This is a genomic window from Pantoea sp. BL1 (assembly GCF_000963985.1).
Taxonomy (GTDB): domain Bacteria; phylum Pseudomonadota; class Gammaproteobacteria; order Enterobacterales; family Enterobacteriaceae; genus Pantoea; species Pantoea rwandensis_B.
In genome coordinates, this window is record NZ_JZRH01000010.1 from 14762 (window position 1) to 34874 (window position 20113).

Genomic DNA, 20113 nt, shown 5'->3' on the forward strand with positions numbered 1-20113 from the left:
CCTGCTTTTTTGATTATATTGGCGACCAGCAGATCGCCGTTGTGTGACAACCTGTTGCAAATAGCCCTTAACCCACGTGATGACGCGTACGGTACTTATCGATCAGCACGGCAATAATGATCACTCCGCCCTTGATCACCAGTTGCCAGAAGTAAGACACGCCCATCAGCGTCATGCCGTTGTTCAACGTGGCGATAATCAGCGCACCAATTAGCGTGCCGGTGATGGTGCCGATGCCGCCGACAAAACTGGTACCGCCCAGGATCACCGCCGCTATCGCATCCAACTCGTATCCCACCCCCAGATTGCCGTTGGCACTGTAAAGGCGCGATGCACTCATCAATCCGCCCAATCCCGACAACATGCCGCTCATGGCATAGACAAACACCAACACCATGCCGACCTTAATGCCGGTAAGACGAGCCGCCTGCATGTTGCCGCCCACAGCGTAGATGTGCACGCCCAGGGTGGTGCGGCGCAGAATGAACCAGCACAGCGCGATGACGGCAAAGGCAATGATGATCAGCCATGGGATCGGCCCGAGATAACCGTTGCCTATCCACTCAAAATTGATATCAGAGTTGATGACGGTGGTGCCGTTCGCCAGCAAATAAGCCGCGCCGCGCAAGGCGGTATAGGTGCCGAGCGTGACGATAAAGGGCGGTAAACCGGCCCAAGCCACTAAAATGCCGTTGAAAAGCCCCATAATCAGCCCTGCGCCGAGCGCCGCCGGTATCGTCAGCCCGGCAAAGGCGGGATCGAGTGACACCACCATCGCCACCACCGCCGTGGTGCCGAGCATCGAACCGACGGATAAATCTATCCCGCCAGTGAGGATGACAAAGGTCATGCCTGCCGCCAGCACGATATTGATCGAGGCCTGGCGGGTGATATTCAGCAGGTTGGCTTCGGTAAAGAAGTTCGGTGCGACAAAGCCAAATACCGCCACAATCAGAATCAAAATCGGCAGAATGCCTACCGTTTGCAGCAGATCGCTCATTAAGGCGCGTTTGAGCGTAGGACTTTTTACGCGTGCGGTTTCACTGGTCATTTCGGTCTCCTCAGGCCTGAACCGGCTGTGCGCCGGTGGCCAGTGTCATGATGTTTTCCTGGCTGATCTCTGCGCCGCTCAACTCGCCCGCAATGCTGCCTTCGCGCATCACGTAGACGCGGTCACTCATCCCGACCACCTCCGGCAGCTCGCTGGAGATCATCAATATCGCCACGCCCTGTTGCGCCATCTGATTCATCATGCGGTAGATTTCGCTTTTGGCGCCGACATCCACGCCGCGCGTGGGTTCGTCCAGCAGCAGGATGCGCGGTGCAATTGCCACCCAGCGTGAAATCAGCAGCTTCTGTTGGTTACCGCCCGATAGTCCACCTGCCCGCACCTGGGCGTGCGGCACACGAATATTGAGTGATTCGATGGCATCACCAGCGATCTTTTGCCCTTTGCGCCGATTGAGCAGACCGTAGCTGGCATCGCGCTCCAGCGTGGCCATCACGATGTTTTCCTGCGCGGCCAGTTCCAGAAACAGCCCTTGCTCTTTACGGTTCTCGGTCAGGAAACCAATGCCACGTGCTATGGCATCCCGCGGGGAGTGAATTTTCACCTTCTCCCCATCGATCCAGATCTCGCCACCTTTCGGCTGGTGCACGCCAAAAATCAGCTGTGCCAGCTCACTGCGCCCGGCGCCGACCAAACCTGCCAGCCCAACAATTTCCCCGGCGCGCACCGAGAGACTGCTGGGATGCACTTTACGGTTATCGGTGAGATGATTAACGGCCAGGCGCACCTCACCGAAGGGAATATTGCGGTCTTTATTAAACAGATCGCTGAGTGGACGCCCGACCATCATGCGCACCAGTTCGCTGGCATTCAGTTGGTCACGCGTCAGGCTGCCGACATACTGCCCATCGCGCAGCACGCTGACGCGATCGGAGAGCTCATACACTTCCGCCATGCGATGACTGATATAAATGATCGCCATGCCTTCGCTGCGCAGGCGTTTAATCAGCGCAAAAAGCTGCTCAGTTTCACGGTTGGAGAGCGCAGCCGTGGGTTCATCCATCACCAGAATGCGGCTGTTGCGATGCAGCGCGCGGGCGATTTCCACCTGCTGCTGCTCGGCGATGCTCAGCCTGCTCACCAGATCGGTTGCACTGAATTGCGCACCCAAACGATTAATCACCTGCTGTGCTTCTTCTGCCATCTGCCGACGTTTCACCAGCCCGCCACGCGTGATCTCGCTGCCGAGAAAAATGTTCTCTGCCACCGTGAGATTGGGCGCCAGATTGATTTCCTGATAAATCAGTGTGATGCCCGCTGCCAGCGCCTCTTTCGGGCCTTTAATGGCGTAGGGCTGACCATCAATAAGAATTTCCCCGCTGCTGGCGATATATGCACCGGCCAGAATCTTCATCAGCGTACTTTTTCCGGCACCGTTTTCGCCCATCAGTGCATGGACTTCACCCGGCCACACGGTCAGATCCACGCCTTTTAAGGCGTAGAAGCTGCCGAAGCGTCGGGTGATTTCGCGCATTTCTAATATCGGTGTCGCCGCCATCGCCAGGCTCCTGCTGTGTGAAGTTGTCGCCGAGTGTTGCAACGCCAGATAAATGGAAAATGTCAGCGGCCATTCATATTTGTCATATTGCACCCCGTTCACGCTTTTATACTCGCCGGGAGTTGAGAGGTAAGGAGTGTCCGCAAATGAGTCAGAGTCTGCACTGGCACGCTGGCGCACGGGGTCGCTTGCTGCTGTTTAACCTGTTAGTGGTGAGCGTGACGCTGGCGGTGAGCCTGGTGGCTATTTTTGGATTTCGCCACGCGGGTCACATTCAGGAGCAGGCACAGGCGCAAACGCTAGCGGATATGAACGGCAGCCTGGCGCTGGCGCGGGATACGGCCAATGTGGCCACCGCCGCCGTACGATTGGCGCAGGTGGTGGGTGCGCTGGAGTACCAGAGCGAGTCGGCACGTCTGCAACAGACGCAGCAAGCCTTGCAGCAGTCTTTATCCCTGCTGGCGAACGCGCCATTGGCCGCACAGCAACCCGCACTGCTGGCGCGCATTCGTGAACGCAGCCAGATGCTTGAACAGAGCATCAATCAGCTGCTGCGTGTTGGTCATCAACGCCACTTACAACGCAACGTGATGCTGAGTGGTCTGTGGCAGGCGCAATTGCTGCTGAATCGCATTGATGTACTCGCCAGCGACGGCGCTTTTTTGCCGCTGCGCCAGCAAACGGATGCCCTGTTAAAGGTGGCGATCCAGTCCACGGCACCGCAAGCTGCTGAACAGCAATTACAACAGGTACTGCCCATTTGGTCCGCCCTGCCGCTACAGGATGCGCTGGCGATGCAGCGTGACCGCTTGGTCGACACCACGCGCAGCTTACAACCCGTCGCTCAACAGCTTGAGCAGAGCGATATCGCCATTGCCTACGCGACCTATCGCATCAAAGCACTGGTCGCGATGCTGAATGGTGACATCACCCATTATGTGCAACTGGTCGCGCAGCAGAGCGATGCACGCAGCACGGTGACGCATCAGGAGCTGGACTCCATCATCGGGTTTATTGGCCTGTTTATGCTGCTGGCACTGTTGATCACCGGTTACGCGGGTTACTACATCTATCGTAATCTCGGTTCGAGCCTGACCGCTATCGCCCACGCCATGACGCGTCTGGCCCAGGGCGAGAAAAGCGTCAATGTTCCGGGACTGGCCCGCCGTGATGAGCTTGGCGATCTGGCTCGCGCCTTTAACGTCTTTGCGCGCAATACCGCTTCACTGGCCCATACTTCGCGCCTGTTAAAAGAGAAAAGTAATCAACTGGAATCCACTTTCCTCGCGATGCGCGATGGCTTTGCGCTGTTCGATAACAGCGGGCAACTGGTGGTCTGGAACGCACAATATGCCGAGTTGCTCGGCATTCCGGCGCGCGACCTGCATCGCGGCCTGCATTATCAACGTCTGCTAGAGCGGATGGATGTGCAACTCACCAGCCTGCACGATGCGCAGGAAGTTCGCCTGCCCGACGGCCGCACGCTGGAACTGCGCTTTAGCCCGGTGCCACGCCGTGGCATGGTCAATACCGTACTGGAGCGCACCACGCGCAAGGCGCTGGAAGAAGCGCTGCTACACAGCCAAAAAATGAAAGCGGTGGGCCAACTCACCGGCGGCATCGCTCATGACTTCAACAACCTGCTGGCCGTGATTATTGGCAGTCTGGCGCTCACCGTGGGCCAACTCCCCTCTGGTTCGCTGGCCAGTCGAATCGATCGTGCGCGGCTGGCGGCCGACCGCGCGGCACAGCTTACCCAGCGGCTGCTGGCCTTCTCACGTAAACAGTCGCTATATCCGCGTGCGGTATCAGTGATTGAGCTGGTCGATAATCTTCACTCACTGTTGCAGCATTCACTGTTGCCCGGTCAGCAATTAGTGGTAGATGCGCAACGCCCCGGCTGGCCAGCGTGGATCGATGCCGGGCAACTGGAAAATGCGCTGATGAATCTGGTGGTCAATGCGCGCGATGCCATGGAGAAACAAAGCGGGGAAATTCGCCTGCGCATCTGGAATCAGCGAATGCAGGAAGCGGATGGCAAACGCGATCGCGTGACCATTGAAGTTATCGATCACGGCTGCGGCATGTCAGCCGAGGTGCGAGAACAGGTGTTTGAGCCATTTTTCACCACCAAAGAGACCGGCAGCGGCAGCGGACTTGGGTTGTCGATGGTGTATGGATTTGTGCGTCAATCTGGCGGACAGATCGAGGTGGAAACCGCCCCCGGCCAGGGCACCACCGTGCGCCTGTTACTGCCGCGTGCACCGGAAGCGGCCCAGTCTGCACCGGCGCTGCCGGAATTCACGCCAGTTGCCAGCAGCGACCGTCTGGTGTTAGTCCTGGATGATGAACCCGCCGTCAGGCAGACATTGTGTGAGCACTTGCATCAGCTCGGCTATCTCACATTAGAGTGTGACGATGGCGAATCCGCGTTAACGCTGCTGCGGCAGACGCCGGACATTGAGTTACTGATCAGTGATTTGATGTTACCCGGGGCGTTAAACGGCGCGGATGTGATTCGTCAGGCACAACAGCAGTGGCCGGAACTGGCCACGCTGCTGATTAGCGGTCAGGATTTGCGTCAAAGTCAGGTCACTTTGCCGCTGTGTGAACGGTTGGCAAAACCCTGGCAACAGGTGCAGTTGGCGCAGGCGCTGGAGCGCGCCTGGCAACGCAGTGAACGGCTTAATCGCGCACGGCAGGCTGCCACAGCGGCAACGGTTTCCCCGTGATGTAGCGTTTACGCAATTTGCTGGAGATGACATCCATAATCATCACCACGCCGACCAGAAGGATGGTCAGGAACATCACCACATCCCAGTTCCACAGACGCATGTTCTCGGCATACACCAGGCCGACGCCACCTGCCCCGACAAAGCCAAGTACCGCCGCCGAACGGGTATTGGATTCAATCTGGTACAGGCTCAACGCCAGGAAGGTCGGGAAGGATTGGGTAAAGATGCCAAAGCGATGTTTCTGCAGACTATTGGCCCCCACCGCACCTAAACCACGGCTTGGCGAACGTTCAACCGCTTCATGCCCTTCCGCATACAGTTTACCCAGCAAGCCCACATCCTGAACCACAATCGCCAGCACGCCCGCCAACGGCCCCATGCCAACCGCACGCACGAAGATCAGGCCCCAGATGGCCATATCGACACCGCGCAGGATGTCGAGCAAACGGCGCACCACTAAGGAGATCGGACGGGCAATGGGATCGTGCATCACGTTACGCGCTGCAAGGAACGACACTGGCAACGCGATCAGCGATGCAGTCAATGTCCCGGCAAATACAATCGCCAGCGTTATGCCAATCTGCGAGAAATAATAGCCAAATGGCCAGTTCATAAAGTCTTGCCAAACGAACATGCGCAGGAAGTAACGCCCTAGTTGCTCGCAACCGATAATGACTCGGCTCCACTCAATGCCAAAGAACTCAAAGAAGAACAGGTAATAGAGCGCGATGGCAAGTGCAATGCCAGCCACCCGGCGCAGATAACGGTTTTGGGCGGCGAACAGTGCAGGATGTTCCTGCTTCAGTTTCGCTACATCCGGTGCTAATGCGATCATTTGATATCCCCTTCCACCACGCGACGGCGCAACCAGCCGGATATCGTATCCAGCAGCGACACCACCACAATGATCAGCAGCAGCGTAATACTGACCTGATCGTAACGGTCCAGCTTGATGTTAGTCATCAGCTCCTGGCCGATACCGCCCGCACCGACCAATCCGAGGATGGTGGAAGAACGGAAGTTCACTTCAAGGCGCATAAAGCTGTAGGAGAGAAACGTCGGTTTCACCTGTGGCCAGAAGGCGAAGCGCATGCGCTGTAATTTGGTGGCGCCGCAGGCCGCGAGGCCGCGCACCGGTTTGTCCGAAGCGCTCTCAATCGATTCATAAAACAGTTTGGTCAGGCTTCCCACGGTGTGCAGCGCCAGTGCGAGGAAGCCGGGAATCGCCCCAATGCCAAACGCCATGACGAACATCACCGCCCACGCCAGTTCAGGCATGGTGCGCAGGAAAGCGACAAAGGCACGGATCGCAAAGCGGACGCTGCGCGGCGTTTGGGTGTTGTCGGCGGCGAAAAACGCCAGTACCCCAGCGATCATCACGGCAACGATGGTCGACGACAGCGCCAGCTGCAAAGTTTCCCAAATCAGCGGCAGCTGAAAATGCAGGCGGTAGCCCCAGTAGGCCAGCGAGCCTTCGGTTTTGACATCCGCGAACAACACCGACCAATGCAACACCGGCACGGTTTCGCCGATGTAATCAAAAAAGTGTGGCAGTGATTGCCAGACGGTGACCAGATTGAATTCCGCCATCTTGCCCGCAGCGAGGTAGAGCGCCACCAACAGAAGCGACCAGAGCACAGTGTCGCGTTTTTGCTGACGACGGATGCGTTGGTAGTAGTGTTCGAAATCGGTCAAGGGGGATGTCCTGTATTGGAGGTAATATTGCGTGGCACAACGGTGTAGCGGCACGATTCATTGCGCACTGATACCCGCTCATCTGCGAGTGAAAACCGCGCGATTCATCGCGCCGCTACGGTTTTCTGCAAGCGCATCAGGCAGGTATGCTTTGCCAGCACACCTGCCCCGCAGGTTCATTAACCGCGTGAACCTTTCATCAAATCACGTTTCATATCGATGATGTTCTGATAATCGGCAACGGTTGCCGGGCCGATGTGCTGAGCACCGCCCACCGCTTTAACAAAGCAACTGTGGTCTTCTTTATCCAGCTTCTTGATCGCAGCCACCAGCTTCTGTTTGAAGTCAGCGGGCAAGTTGTTGCTCACCAGGATTGGACCGTTCGGGATCAGCGGAGACTGCCAGATGATGCGGATTTTCTTCATCAGGTCAGGCTGGTCCATACGCATCATGCGGCCAAAGGCACCAGAGGTATAACCCTTGTCATAATCGCCGATCATTGAAGTCCAGGTCACAGCACCTTCAAACTGACCATTCAGCACACCCAGGATGTCCTGCTCGTGGCCGCCAGAGAAGGTCACGCTGGAGAAGGTGTTGTTGTACTTGTCGTCAACCGTGCCACCAAACTCTTTCTTGAACGCCTGGTTTGGCATCAGGAAGCCAGAAGTTGAATCCGGATCGGCCATACCAAAGGATTTGCCTTTCAGGTCTTCCAGCTTTTTGTACGGGCTGTCTGCTTTCACGATCACTACTGAGTGATAACCCTGAGATCCGTCTTTGTCATCCACCACGATGCCGACCACGTCAACCGCTTTCGGGTTCTGCAGATAAACCGACGCATAAGATGCTGGAGACATGCTCAGCACCATATCAATTTTGTTACCCAGTAGGCCCTGAATCACGCCTGAGTAGTCAGACGAGTTGCGCATTTTGGTATCGACGTTCAGCTCTTTGTCGAAGAAATCTTTCACGCACTGGTTATCGCCGATCTGCTGAGTGGCGTTCTGTCCACCCAAAATCCCGAGGTTCAATTCTTTTGGTGCATCCGCTGCGTTAACACCAAAAGTCATTGCAACAGTCAATAAAGCTAAAGAGGTCAGTTTCATTCGTGTTTTTTCTCTTGCCGTGGAAGTTAGTGGAGCTGGTTAATTTCGTCGCCGTACAGCTCATGCAGCAAGCCATCGGTCAACTGAGAAGGATGTCCGTCAAACAGCACTTTGCCGCGCTGAATGCCGATAACACGGGTGCAGTACTGCTTCACCAGTTCAATCGAGTGCAGGTTCACCATGACGCTGATGCCCTGCTCACTCACCTGACGCAGCACATCCATGATGCGTTTCGTGTTTTTCGGATCGAGTGAGGCCACCGGCTCATCTGCCAGCAGAATGCGCGGGTTTTGCATCAGCGCACGGCAAATCGCCACGCGCTGCATCTGCCCACCTGACAGGTTCTCCGCACGCTGCAGCGCCTGCGGCAGCATGTTCATCCACTGCAGCAGCTCAATCGCCTGCGCGCGGTCCGCTTCGGAGAACACTCTGAAGAAGGATTTCAGTGTTGAAGTCTGGCTCAGGCGCCCCAGCAGTACGTTGGTCAGTACATCCAGACGCGGCACCAGACAGAAATCCTGGAAAATCATGCCGCATTCGCTGCGCCATTCGCGCATCTGGCGGCTATTGAGCGTCACCACATCACGATCGGCTTCACCCTGACGATGACTGAGAATCGCACCCTGCGAAGCACTGATGGTGCCGTTCAGCATGTGTAACAGTGTCGATTTGCCTGCGCCTGAGCGACCAATCACGGCCACCAGCTCGCCCGCATGCAGATCGAAGCTGACATTATCCAGTACGCGGTTTTCGCCGTACGCCTTGCACAGTCCCTGCACCGACAGCACCTTGTTGCCTTGCCCGGCGTGCGGAACATAAGGATTGTCGATAACGGTTTTCAGTAATGCCTGTGCCATGTTGCACTCCATCTCTCTGAGGTCTTGATTGCCCGTTATTACGGGCAAATCCGATGAAGACTTAATGACAGTTAAATGATTAAACAGTGACACTGAGTGCGGAGCCGACCGTAATCGTCTGGCCGTCGGTGGCCGCCAGCACATTGTCAGGTAAGCGATTATTAAGTAACCAGCCATCCATCTCATGACTGAGGTGGATAAGCCACGCCTGGCGCGGTGCCAGCTGTTCAATAATCTGCAATGCGCGCGTCACATCGTTATGATTGCGTACGCTTTCTCGTGGCGGGTCATTGCAGTCAATCACCAGTTGATCCAGCGGTTGACCATGAAGAAAATCTGCAGTGTCAGGCGGCAATCCACAGGTATCACAAAGCCAGGCGAGGCGCGTACCCTGCCAGTCGAACAGGTAACCATAAGTGAGTTTTGAGTGCTGCAGCGGTAGAGGTGTCACCTGCAACGCACCAAAGCGATGAGGGACGAAAGGCGTGAGGGCAGAACGGAAATCCAGCAAACCAGGATGTTTAAACAGGTCATCACAGCCCTTCTCATCCGGCGGTGCCCACACCGGAATCGGTTGACCTAATCCCCAACGTAAACTGAACAGTCCTGCCACATGGTCCATATGAAAATGGGTGAGCAAAATACGGCTCAGTTCACCGGGTCGAAAGCGCTGATGCAGGTCGTGGCGTCCGGCATCCAGCAATATACGCTCGCTGCCCGTGTCAATGAGTGCACTGGTCGCGGCACGCGCGCGCCTTGGCTCAAGACGCGCACGTTCGCAAGCGTGGCAATCACAGCCAAACAGCGGCGCAGACTGCACGCCACCCGTACCGAGAAAAGTGAGTTTCATGGTGGATGCTCCAGCAATTGACGCAACCCGTTGAGCGTATCGCTGAGTGCGCCATCGTTATTGAGCGGATGGCAGTGCGCAGGCAGCGGTTCTGATGCGCGCGCCAGCCGTTGACGAATCTCCCCTTCACTTTCACGTCCGCGCTGCCGTAAGCGCATTTCCAGCACCGCCGGCGAAACGTGCAGCACCAGCGGCAACAGTTGTGTGCCGTAATGTTGCTCGACAATCGGCAGATGCAGACGCGAACCGTTGACCAGCACATTCAACCCGCGCGCCAGCCAGTGGTCGATCTCTTCTCCCAGCCCGTAGTAGAGGCCGTGTGCCTGCCAGCTGATGGCAAACAATCCCATGGCTTGACGACGCCGAAACTCAGCCTCGCTCAGCGCCACATGATTTTCGCCCCCGGCATCAGCCGGGCGCGTAATGTAGCGATGGGCGATCACCAGGTTATCTGGCGGCGCTTCGCGTAACGCATTCAACAAACTGTCTTTACCCGAGCCCGAAGGCCCGGTGAGCCAGATCAGGCGCGCCATCAGAACACCAGCCTGCCCTGCGACCAGACGTGGCGAATGTGTGGATGCCCATGTTCGGTATGCGCCAGTACCAGGTCGGCACGCATGCCTTCGCCAATCACACCGCGATCGTGCAAGCCAATGGCACGCGCGGGATGACGTGTCACCAACGCGGCGGCCTGTGGCAACGTCAGGCTGTTGCGTTCATCTGCCACTAAGCGGAACACCGCGTCCAGCAGGCTCGCTGGGTAGTAATCTGATGACAGAATATCCAGCAGCCCATGGCTGGCCAGCTCCCAGGCTGCCACGTTGCCCGAGTGCGATCCACCACGCACGATATTCGGCGCGCCCATTAACACCTGCATACCGCACTCACGCGAGGCGCGTGCAGCCTCGATGGTGGTGGGAAACTCCGCAATGGTGCTGCCCACCTCATGCGATTCGGCCACATGTGCGGCAGTAGCATCATCGTGACTGGCAATCGGGATCCCCCGTGAACGGCACAGGCTGGAGATGGCGTTACGGTTCGGCGTCGAGAACTCGGCAGCCAGTGCCAGTTGCTCACGTTCGAACTGATCCATCTGCTCATCATTCAACGAGTATTTGCCCTGGTAATAGGTGCGATACATCTCCAGCGAGGCGTATTGACGTTGGCCTGGCGAATGGTCCATCAGCGATACCAGTGACAGCTCAGGCGTGCTCATCAACTTTTCAAACAGCGGCAGCGTGGTGTTGTGTGGCAACTCACAGCGCAGATGCAGATGGTGGTCGACCCGGTTGATACCTTTGCGGTTGCTGTCCTGAATGGCGTTGATCATTTTGCTCAGGTTCTCGAGGCGATGACCGCCATCACGCACATCGCCGACGCCAATCGCATCCAGCACCGTGGTAATGCCGCTGGCAACCATCAGCGCATCGTGGCTGCTCATTGCCGAGTGCGCGGGCCAATCCACTTTTGGACGCGGCGTGAAGAATTTGTCGAGGTTGTCGGTATGCAGCTCAACCAGTCCTGGTAACAGGAAGGCGTTTTCGCCATCCAACGCACCAGGCAATTGGCTGGTGCTGTCGCTGAAACTGGCGATGCGACCGTCGCGGATCTCCAGCGAACCGGCGACAACCTCATTTTCCAGCACCAGACGGACATTATTGACGATCATGCTTCTGCTCCTGTTTTAACCGGCTGCATGACGTGCAGGCGATCGGCCACGCGTGCGCGCACCGCTTCGTCATGGAAAATACCCACAATGGCGGCGCCACGGGTGCGCGCCTGTTCAATCAATTCCACCACCGCTGCGCTATTCGCACTGTCGAGTGAGGCGGTGGGTTCATCCAGCAGTAGTACCGGATAATCCGCGATAAAACCCCGTGCGATGTTCACGCGCTGCTGTTCACCGCCCGAGAACGTGGACGGCGCGAGTGACCACAAACGTTCAGGCACATTCAGCCTGGTCAGCAGGTCTTTGGCTCGCTTCTCGCAAAAAGCACGATCCACGCCGCGTTCGAGCAGAGGTTGCATGACGATTTCCAACGTGGGCACACGGGGAATAACGCGCAAGAACTGGCTGACCCAGCCAACGGTTTCGCGACGAATCGCCAAAATCTGCCGCGCGGGTGCCTGTGCCATGTCGATCCATGCGCCCTGATGTTGCAGCCAGATATGGCCGCTGTTGGCCTGATAGTTGCCGTACAGCGCGCGCAGCAGCGTGGATTTACCGCTGCCGGAACGACCGTGCAGCACCACACATTCACCGGCGCCGACCTCAAGATTGGCATCCTGCAGCACCGGCAGTTCAGCACTGCTCTGGTTGTGCAGCACGAAGGTTTTGCTAAGTTTCTCTACGCGCAATAAAGGTTGCATGTTGATGTCCTGATGAAGTTAAGCCAGCACCGATGAGACCAGCAGTTGCGTGTAAGGATGGTGCGGATCGTCCAGCACCCGGTCGGTCAGACCGCTCTCCACCACCTTGCCCTGCTTCATCACCAGCAGGCGGTGCGCCAGCAAGCGCGCGACACCGAGATCGTGGGTAACGATCACCACCGCCAGATTGAGCTCGCGCACCAGCGTACGCAGCAGATCCAGCAGTCGTGCCTGCACCGACACATCCAGACCACCGGTCGGCTCATCCATAAACACCAGTGTGGGTTGCGTCACCAGGTTGCGTGCAATCTGCAAACGCTGCTGCATACCGCCGGAGAAGGTGGTCGGCAAATCGTCGATGCGGTTGGCGGGGATTTCGACGTCCTGCAACCAGCGCATCGCCTCTTTACGGATGTCACCGTAATGACGCTGGCCGACGGCCATCAAGCGCTCGCCGATATTGCCGCCCGCCGTGACCTGCGGGCGCAATCCGTCCAGCGGATGCTGATGCACCACGCCCCATTCGGTACGCAACAAGCGGCGGCGGTCGCTCTCACTCAGTTGATAAAGATCCTGAGCACGATAAAGAATGTTGCCCTGCTGCGGCGCTAAACGCGCAGACAGGCTGCGCAGCAAGGTGGTTTTGCCGGAACCCGACTCACCCACAATGCCCAAGACTTCCCCTGGATAGAGTTCAAAGCTGACGTCTTCAAAACCTTTGCCTGGCGCATAAAGGTGCGTCAGATTGTTGACCGCAAGCAGCGGCTGTTCACTGTGCATGTTGTTGTTCCTGCTGCTGGTGGCAAAAATCGGTATCGGAGCAGACAAACATGCGCGTACCGGCATCATCCATGACCACCTCATCGAGGTAGCTGTGGCGTGAACCGCACAGGGCACAGGGTTCATCCCAGCTTTGTACGGTGAATGGGTGGTCGTCGAAGTCGAGGCTTTCCACTTTGGTATAAGGCGGCAAGGCATAAATGCGCTTTTCACGCCCGGCGCCAAACAGTTGCAGCGCAGGCATCATGTGCATTTTCGGGTTATCGAATTTCGGGATCGGCGAAGGGTCCATCACGTAGCGATCGTTGACCTTCACCGGATAGGCATAAGTGGTGGCAATATGGCCGTAGCGGGCGATATCTTCATACAGTTTGACCTGCATGATGCCGTACTCTTCCAGTGCGTGCATGGTGCGGGTTTCCGTTTCGCGCGGCTCGATGAAGCGCAGCGGCTCAGGAATCGGCACCTGGAAAATCAGCACCTGATCTTCCTGCAATGGCGTCTCCGGAATGCGGTGACGCGTCTGGATCAGCGTGGCGTCCTTGGTGGCTTCGGTGGTGGCTGCCCCGCTGACACGCTGGAAGAAGCGACGGATCGACACGGCGTTGGTGGTGTCATCCGCGCCCTGGTCAATCACCTTCAGCACGTCGCTGTCGCCAATGATGCTGGCGGTGATCTGGATCCCGCCGGTGCCCCAGCCGTAAGGCATCGGCATTTCACGTCCGGCAAACGGCACCTGATAACCCGGAATCGCTACCGCTTTGAGGATCGCGCGACGAAGGGTGCGCTTGGTCTGCTCATCCAGATAGCCGTTGTTATAGCCGGTTAACTCACTCATCGTTTTGCTCCTGAACCTGTTCACGCAGCCGTTTCAGCAACTCCAGCTCCGCCTGGAAATCGACGTAGTGCGGCAGTTTCAGATGCGAAACAAAGCCCGCCGCTTCCACGTTGTCGGCATGCGACAGCACGAACTCTTCGTCCTGCGCCGGGCCGGCAATACGTTCGTTGTAATCGGGTGCTTGCAGGGCACGATCCACCAGTGCCATCGCCATCGCCTTGCGCTCTGAACGGCCAAACACCAGCCCGTAGCCGCGCGTGAAGTGCGGCGCACCTTCGGTTTGTGTGGTGAAGCCGTTGACCATTTCACACTCGGTCAGCAGGATTTCACCGATATCAATCTCAAAGCCCAGTTCTTCCGGGCAGATCGACACGCTGAGATAGCCGGTACGGATTTCGCCAGCAAACGGGTGGTTGCGGCCATAACCGCGCTGCGTCGAGTAGCCGAGCGCCAGCAAGAAACCTTCGTCGCCGCGCACCAACTGTTGCAGACGTGCCGCGCGCGTGGCCGGATAGCCAGGCGGTTCACGCGTGATATCACAAGGCTCGCTGCCATCATCCTCTTCGCGCGCTGCCAGGCCCTCTCTGGTCATCATGCTGAACACATGCGGGCAGTGCTCTGGCAGCGCCTGATCGTCACGCGGTGCCGCCGGAGTTTCACCATTGGCCAGCAAGGTGAAATCGAGCAGGCGATGGCTGTAATCGTAGGTGGGACCGAGCACCTGACCGCCCGGCAAATCTTTGTACACCGCCGAGATACGACGTTCGATGCGCATCTCATCGGTGTCCAGCGCCAGGCTGTCAGCCAGACGTGGCAGCGTCGTGCGATAGGCACGCAGCAGAAAGATCGCTTCCACCAAATCGCCGCTGGCTTGTTTAATGGCGAGTGCCGCCAGCTGGGGATCGTAGATACCGCCTTCGGTCATCACGCGATCCACCGCTAATCCCAGCTGCTGTGCGACCTGATCGCAGCCGAGTTCTGCGATATCGCGGTCGCCACGGCGCAAATCAGCCTGTAGCTCATGAGCACTGGCTATCGCCTTCTCGCCCCCTTTCACCGCAACGTACATCAGCACACCTCCACGTCGGTAGTGCGTGGCAAGGCCATCATCGCTTCACCGCAGGTGAAAATCAGATCCACGCCCAGTGGGAACGGGTGCGGACGCTCGCGCAAATAGGTCAGAATGGCTTCGGGAAGCTGCGGGGCGATGGCGCGTGACTCACGCAGGCCAGGACCAGACAGGCGCAGGGTTAAGCCGCCGTTCAGTGATGGCACTTCAATGATCAGCGTGGTGCTTTTTTCCGGTGACATATTGTCGCCCGGCGCAAACTGCGCGGGATCCGGATTGGAGGCCGCATGCGTCAGGGCAAAGGGTGCATGGCGCTCTTCCACAATCGGCACACCGGTGTGAAAACGCAGGTTGTTACGCACGATTTCGCTATCAACGCGACCATCCAGCCACAACGCACTCTCCTGATCCACCAGCGTCAGCAGTACCGCCGTTGCGGCAGGCGACAGGTCGCCCCAGCCCTGTTCCAGTGGCAGAGAGACCATCACGCCTGGCTCGCTCATCGCTTTAAGAATGCGGCGGAAGGCACGCTGTGAATCGGCAACCGGATGGTTAAAACTGGCGAGTAATGTCATGAGTTATCTCCGCGTACCAGCGTAAAGAAGTCCACTTTAGAGCTGGCGATTTCACGTGCGCGCAACTGACGCTGCTCTTCACGCAGGGCCGCCAGCGGGGCAATTAATTTTTCCTGCAACAGCGCATGGGTTTCTGGCTGTTGCAGTAGCGCATCAATCACGGCGCAGCGTTCGGCATGGGCTTTATCGCGGCCCAGCACATAACTGAAACCGAGGGTGCCATCATGCAGTTTCACTACGGCACGGGTGACGGTGGCATCGCCCATCACGAAGCGTTTGCCGCTACCGCCCATGCGCGCCTGCAAACGGGTTAAACCGGTTTCGGCGGGACGAATCGCTTCAAATTGCGCATTGAGGTGCAGCGACTGCCAGTGGGCATTTAGCTGGCTGGCTTCGCTGTGCGCGAGTACCGATAGCCAATGCTGGCGAGCGGTTTGCTGTTTCATTCATGCTCCAGAGTCAGTTCAATCATGTCGCCACGCGTTAGGCTAACGGAGTATTCCGCTACCTGACCGTCACGGTGTTTATTCAGGGTGCGCACGCACAGCAGCGGTGACTGCAGGGCAATCTCCAGCTGTTTACACTCTTTAGCCTGGGCGCGGCGGGTGCTGATTCGGGTTTGCGAACGCGTTAAATCGAGGCCAAGGTGCTGCTGCATAAAGTCATGCAGCGAGCCGTTCTGGAACTGCTGTATCGTCGGCCACCAGCTCAGTTCCGGCAGGAAGTGATTGATGACACACACCGGCACGCCATTCACGCGGCGCAGCGTGCGCAGATGAATCACGTTGTCGCCTTCATTAATGGCGAGCGCACTGGCCACATCGCCACTGGCGGGACGCAGCACCGCCAGCAGTCGCTCACTGGTGGGGTGGCTGCCCTGCTCCAGCAGGTTTTGGCTAAAGCGCGCCTGCGCATGCAAGGGGTAATCATAGGGACGCATCAGCACCAAAATGCCGACGCCGTGACGGCGTTGCAGCAGCCCTTTGTTCACCAGTTCGTCCACCGCGCGGCGCAACGTATGGCGGTTGACTTCATAGTGATCGGCTAACTGTTGTTCAGAAGGCAGATAGTCACCACAGCGATAACGCTCTTGCAGTGCCTGCTCCAGTTGGGCGGCGACCGCCTGATACACAGTGGTCGGATGTCTGGATATCTCCATCACGTTCAATACCTCATTCGCTATGGGTTGAGGAGCGCAGCGACAAGTGCTGCGAGATGGCGACTACAGTGCGCGAGCCAGATGACAGCGCCGTGACGGCTCAATGACGTGAGGATGAATTTGCTTTAGGGCAGCAGGATCGAAGCGAAACGGCTGTGGTTTTAATAAAAAATTTTTAACTGTTACCTTTGTGACAGCGTTCAAAAAATTATCGCTTATTTTCAACGCTTTATCGCTTCCCTTATAGGATGCAGCTTGCGTAAATTCTGCTAACGTTATAAATGAGCCCTCCTTGTTACGCGAACCCTATAATGATTAACACAATCAAACTGTCCGACGGTTTTCGCCGCAATTTTGTACGGGAAGTTATTTTGCCGTTGGTGGCGATTTTAGTTTTAACCTTTGCCGGAGCAGGTGTTGGCTTGTTCTGGGGCACCTCGCTGAGCAATGAACAGGCTCGCGATCAACAGCAACGCATGATTGAGGCCTCCTTTAGCCAAAGTTTGAATGAACATTTGCGTCAGCTGCGCAGTTTGACTCGCTGGTCGCCTCTCGCGGACCAATTGGCATTGGGCGTGCCGGATCAGAGCTGGTTAGATCAAAATATCGGTGGCTGGCTTTATGACATGTTTGACCACCAGTTGATTCTGCTGATGGATCGTAACAATCAGCCGCTGGCGATCTGGCGTGAGGGTAAACGCGTGCCCAGTGACAGCGTGGGGCAATACCTAAAAGACATGCTGGCCAGTCCGCTCGTGGTGAGCAGTGATGAGGTGGCGGGTCCCAGCGATCGTGCCGATTTCGTGCGCATTGGGCAACGTGCCGCCGCCCTCGCTGTGGGCGATATCAGCAGTACACGTGAAGCAGGCCGCTATCGATTAGTGAGTATCAAATTCCTCGATGATGGCTATTTACGTAATCTGGCGGATCGCAGCCAATTGCAACAGCTGCATTTCAGCGATGGCGCACCGCAGCCTGGAACAGATGCACTCTACCAACTGAATTCACAGCAAGGCGATGCAGTGGGTTACCTGAGCTGGCTACCAGATAAACCCGGCGCGCAGATGCTGCGCATGCTCGGCCCTTCAACACTGTTATCCGTGGTGCTGATTACCTTGCTCTGCCTGTTTATGGTCAGGCGCATCTGGACCTCCTCTCTCAATCTGTCGCAATCGTTGCTTAAGCTCGGCGCCAGTGAGGCGCAGGCGCAGCATCTGGCTTTTCACGATGTGCTTACCGGACTGCCGAATCGGGCACTGATGGAAGATCGGCTGACCCAGGCGCTGGCTGCATCCGCCCGGCACGATCAACGTGTGGCGCTGCTGTTGCTTGATCTCGATCGCTTTAAAAACATCAATGATACCTATGGCCATCATGCGGGCGATGAGTTGATCATTGAGGTGGCGCGCCGCCTCACGCACATCTTGCGTGCCAGCGATACCGTAGGGCGCATCGGCGGGGATGAATTTATTGTGATGATGCCGGACGTCGATAACATCGGTCAGGTGCAGACGTTGGCAAAACGCATTATCAGTGAGCTGAGTGAAGCCTATGAGCTGCAAGGCAGCGAAGTGTGGGTTGGGGTCAGCATCGGGCTGGCGCTGGCCCCTAAAGATGGCATTGATCGTCTGGAGCTGATGCGTAAAGCGGACATCGCGCTGTATGAGGCAAAAAACAGTGGTCGCGGCCAGTATCGCCAGTTCGAAAAAGTGATGGATGAATCGCTGCGCACCCGCCAGCAGATGGCGACGGATTTACGTCAGGCGCTGGTCAATTTCGATGGTCTGCGCGTGTGGTATCAACCCCTGATGGAGATCAGCGGACAGCGAGTGGTGGGATTAGAAGCCCTGGTGCGCTGGCAGCATCCGGTGCGTGGTGATGTCTCGCCGGGTGACTTTATCGCCATCGCCGAAGAGACCGGGATGATCATTCCACTAGGCGAATGGGTGTTACGTGAAGCCTGCAAAACCTCACTGAGACTGCCGCAGGTGATTGTGGCGGTTAACGTTTCTCCCGTGCAGTTTCGCGCCAGTGGCTTTGTGGAGCGCATCGTTGAAATTGTGCGTGAAGAAGGCGCCAATCCACATCATATGGAACTGGAGATCACCGAAGGCGTATTGATTGAGGATGAGCACGAATCACGCAATAACATCATTGCGTTGCGTGAGGCCGGTTTCCGCATTGCGCTGGATGATTTTGGCACCGGTTACTCCAGCCTTAACTATCTCAGCACATTCCCGGTCGACAAAATCAAGATTGATCGCTCCTTCACCCAATCGCTGGGCGTCGCGCAAAACTCTGCGGCAATCGTTGAATCCGTGGTGCGTCTGGGTCACGCCATGGGCTTAACCGTCACCGCCGAAGGAGTAGAAACCGAAGGCCAAAAGGTGGCGCTGGCCGATGCGGGCTGTAATCAGCTGCAGGGATATCTGTTCAGCCAGGCCGTACCGTTTGAAGAGATTAAAAAGATGGTATAAATGCCCGACAGGAGGAGCGTGTTCCGCCCTGCGGGCATTGGCGTCAATGCCGCGCCGCTCGCGTTTAATCCCGGTTAGCGGTGGCGGCGCGATATACCGTGCATCAGGGTTATAACGGAAAATCCGTATCAATCGACGTCTGCCTCCAGTTTTCGATTTGTGCCAGTCTCTCTTTCAACTTACTGGTCACTGCCTCATAACCCCATGCGCCCATCACCAGATGGCGCGGAGGATTATCGTGCTCCGTGATGGCGATCATCGCCGTGGCCGCACGAGCCGGATCGCCCGCCTGGGTGCCGCTGTATTCGGAAGTGGCTTTCATGCGCGCCGCCGCCGTATCAGCATATTCCGGTATGGTGCTCGGCGTCTGGTGCAGTGAACGCCCCGCCCAATCCGTGCGGAATGGGCCAGGCTCGACACAAGTGACATGAATGCCTAAAGGCGCCGCTTCCACTGCCAGGGAATCAGACCAGCCTTCCACCGCGTGTTTGCTGGCCGAGTAATAGCCTGAACTGGCAAAGCCAATGAATCCGGCGACCGAGGTGATATTGATCACGTGTCCGCGACGCTGTTTACGCATCGCCGGCAAAATCGCGCGGGTCAAGGCAAAAAGACCAAAGACGTTGGCATCGAACTGAGCACGGATCTCACGCTCATCGCCCTCTTCCACTGAACTCTGATAGCCATAGCCGGCATTGTTCACCAGCACATCCACCGTACCGAATTTGTCCAGTGCGGCCTGAACGGCTTGCTCGATACTTTGCGCATCGGTCACATCCAGTGCCACCGCAAGGGCATTGTCATGCCCCGCCACCAAATCCTGCACTTTTGCCGGGTCACGCGCGGTCACCACGGTATGAAAGCCGCGCGCAATGGTCTGCTGCGCCAGCTCCCGGCCAAAGCCGGTTGAACAACCAGAAATAAACCAAACGGGCGTGTTTGCTGAAGCCATAGTGACATCCTCTTAAATGCGCCTGATGAACCGTCATCGGGCAACAAAAGACTATGGCAAAGCCTGAAGCTGAATATTAGCGC

General features: G+C 57.1%; 19 protein-coding genes. 2 read left to right on the forward strand and 17 right to left on the reverse strand.

Going from position 1 to position 20113, the window contains the following annotated elements; all coding sequences use genetic code 11:
• Positions 1-67: 67 nt before the first annotated feature.
• Positions 68-1051: a ribose ABC transporter permease gene (locus VH86_RS06075; protein ID WP_038646270.1), complete on the reverse strand. Its 984-nt coding sequence runs from the start codon at positions 1049-1051 to the stop codon at positions 68-70.
• A gap of 10 nt (positions 1052-1061) precedes the next feature.
• Positions 1062-2567, reverse strand: a complete 1506-nt coding sequence (locus tag VH86_RS06080) for a sugar ABC transporter ATP-binding protein (RefSeq protein ID WP_045832251.1) — start codon at positions 2565-2567, stop codon at positions 1062-1064.
• 146 nt (positions 2568-2713) lie between these two features.
• Here VH86_RS06080 and VH86_RS06085 point away from each other — a divergent pair, with 146 nt between their 5' ends.
• Positions 2714-5299, forward strand: coding sequence for an ATP-binding protein (locus VH86_RS06085; protein ID WP_045832252.1), 2586 nt, complete (start codon positions 2714-2716; stop codon positions 5297-5299).
• On the opposite strand, the gene phnE (VH86_RS06090) is transcribed toward VH86_RS06085, so the two are convergent.
• The 14 genes from phnE (VH86_RS06090) to phnF all read right to left on the reverse strand — a co-directional run bounded on the left by phnE (VH86_RS06090) (position 5253) and on the right by phnF (position 16601).
• On the reverse strand, positions 5253-6137 hold the full coding sequence (gene phnE / locus VH86_RS06090; protein WP_045832253.1) for a phosphonate ABC transporter, permease protein PhnE: 885 nt from the start codon (positions 6135-6137) through the stop codon (positions 5253-5255). The genes VH86_RS06085 and phnE (VH86_RS06090) overlap by 47 nt on opposite strands.
• Complete coding sequence (phnE, locus tag VH86_RS06095; RefSeq protein WP_045815161.1) at positions 6134-6997, reverse strand: phosphonate ABC transporter, permease protein PhnE; 864 nt, start codon at positions 6995-6997, stop codon at positions 6134-6136. Before phnE (VH86_RS06095) ends, phnE (VH86_RS06090) begins: the two co-directional genes overlap by 4 nt.
• A gap of 179 nt (positions 6998-7176) precedes the next feature.
• Positions 7177-8103 carry a phosphonate ABC transporter substrate-binding protein gene (gene phnD, locus VH86_RS06100; RefSeq protein WP_034824564.1) on the reverse strand — a complete coding sequence of 309 codons (927 nt, stop codon included), beginning with the start codon at positions 8101-8103 and terminating at the stop codon, positions 7177-7179.
• A 26-nt stretch (positions 8104-8129) separates the two neighbouring features.
• Positions 8130-8960 (reverse strand): phosphonate ABC transporter ATP-binding protein, encoded by an 831-nt coding sequence (gene phnC / locus VH86_RS06105; RefSeq protein ID WP_045832254.1) that lies wholly within the window; start codon positions 8958-8960, stop codon positions 8130-8132.
• 79 nt (positions 8961-9039) lie between these two features.
• The gene (gene phnP, locus VH86_RS06110) at positions 9040-9810 is read right to left on the reverse strand and encodes a phosphonate metabolism protein PhnP (RefSeq protein ID WP_045815163.1); all 771 of its coding nucleotides are present in this window, start codon (positions 9808-9810) and stop codon (positions 9040-9042) included.
• The gene (gene phnN / locus VH86_RS06115; RefSeq protein WP_045815164.1) at positions 9807-10343 is read right to left on the reverse strand and encodes a ribose 1,5-bisphosphokinase; all 537 of its coding nucleotides are present in this window, start codon (positions 10341-10343) and stop codon (positions 9807-9809) included. The genes phnP and phnN overlap by 4 nt, the downstream gene beginning before the upstream one ends.
• Complete coding sequence (gene phnM, locus VH86_RS06120) at positions 10343-11479, reverse strand: alpha-D-ribose 1-methylphosphonate 5-triphosphate diphosphatase (RefSeq protein ID WP_038646252.1); 1137 nt, start codon at positions 11477-11479, stop codon at positions 10343-10345. Before phnM ends, phnN begins: the two co-directional genes overlap by 1 nt.
• Positions 11476-12180, reverse strand: coding sequence for a phosphonate C-P lyase system protein PhnL (phnL, locus tag VH86_RS06125; protein ID WP_045815166.1), 705 nt, complete (start codon positions 12178-12180; stop codon positions 11476-11478). Before phnL ends, phnM begins: the two co-directional genes overlap by 4 nt.
• 18 nt (positions 12181-12198) lie before the next feature.
• Entirely contained in the window at positions 12199-12960 is a 762-nt protein-coding gene (phnK, locus tag VH86_RS06130; protein WP_038646247.1) for a phosphonate C-P lyase system protein PhnK, read from the reverse strand.
• Positions 12950-13798, reverse strand: coding sequence for an alpha-D-ribose 1-methylphosphonate 5-phosphate C-P-lyase PhnJ (locus VH86_RS06135; protein ID WP_038646244.1), 849 nt, complete (start codon positions 13796-13798; stop codon positions 12950-12952). Before VH86_RS06135 ends, phnK begins: the two co-directional genes overlap by 11 nt.
• Positions 13791-14867 carry a carbon-phosphorus lyase complex subunit PhnI gene (locus VH86_RS06140; protein WP_038646242.1) on the reverse strand — a complete coding sequence of 359 codons (1077 nt, stop codon included), beginning with the start codon at positions 14865-14867 and terminating at the stop codon, positions 13791-13793. Before VH86_RS06140 ends, VH86_RS06135 begins: the two co-directional genes overlap by 8 nt.
• Positions 14867-15442, reverse strand: coding sequence for a phosphonate C-P lyase system protein PhnH (gene phnH, locus VH86_RS06145; RefSeq protein WP_038646239.1), 576 nt, complete (start codon positions 15440-15442; stop codon positions 14867-14869). The genes VH86_RS06140 and phnH overlap by 1 nt, the downstream gene beginning before the upstream one ends.
• Positions 15439-15888 carry a phosphonate C-P lyase system protein PhnG gene (phnG, locus tag VH86_RS06150; protein ID WP_045832255.1) on the reverse strand — a complete coding sequence of 150 codons (450 nt, stop codon included), beginning with the start codon at positions 15886-15888 and terminating at the stop codon, positions 15439-15441. Before phnG ends, phnH begins: the two co-directional genes overlap by 4 nt.
• Positions 15885-16601 carry a phosphonate metabolism transcriptional regulator PhnF gene (gene phnF, locus VH86_RS06155; protein ID WP_045832256.1) on the reverse strand — a complete coding sequence of 239 codons (717 nt, stop codon included), beginning with the start codon at positions 16599-16601 and terminating at the stop codon, positions 15885-15887. The genes phnG and phnF overlap by 4 nt, the downstream gene beginning before the upstream one ends.
• A gap of 311 nt (positions 16602-16912) precedes the next feature.
• Between phnF and VH86_RS06160 the strand changes: the two genes are divergently transcribed.
• Entirely contained in the window at positions 16913-19078 is a 2166-nt protein-coding gene (locus VH86_RS06160; protein WP_045832257.1) for a bifunctional diguanylate cyclase/phosphodiesterase, read from the forward strand.
• 109 nt (positions 19079-19187) lie between these two features.
• On the opposite strand, the gene VH86_RS06165 is transcribed toward VH86_RS06160, so the two are convergent.
• Entirely contained in the window at positions 19188-20030 is an 843-nt protein-coding gene (locus VH86_RS06165) for an oxidoreductase (RefSeq protein WP_045832258.1), read from the reverse strand.
• Between the last annotated feature and the right edge of the window lie 83 nt (positions 20031-20113).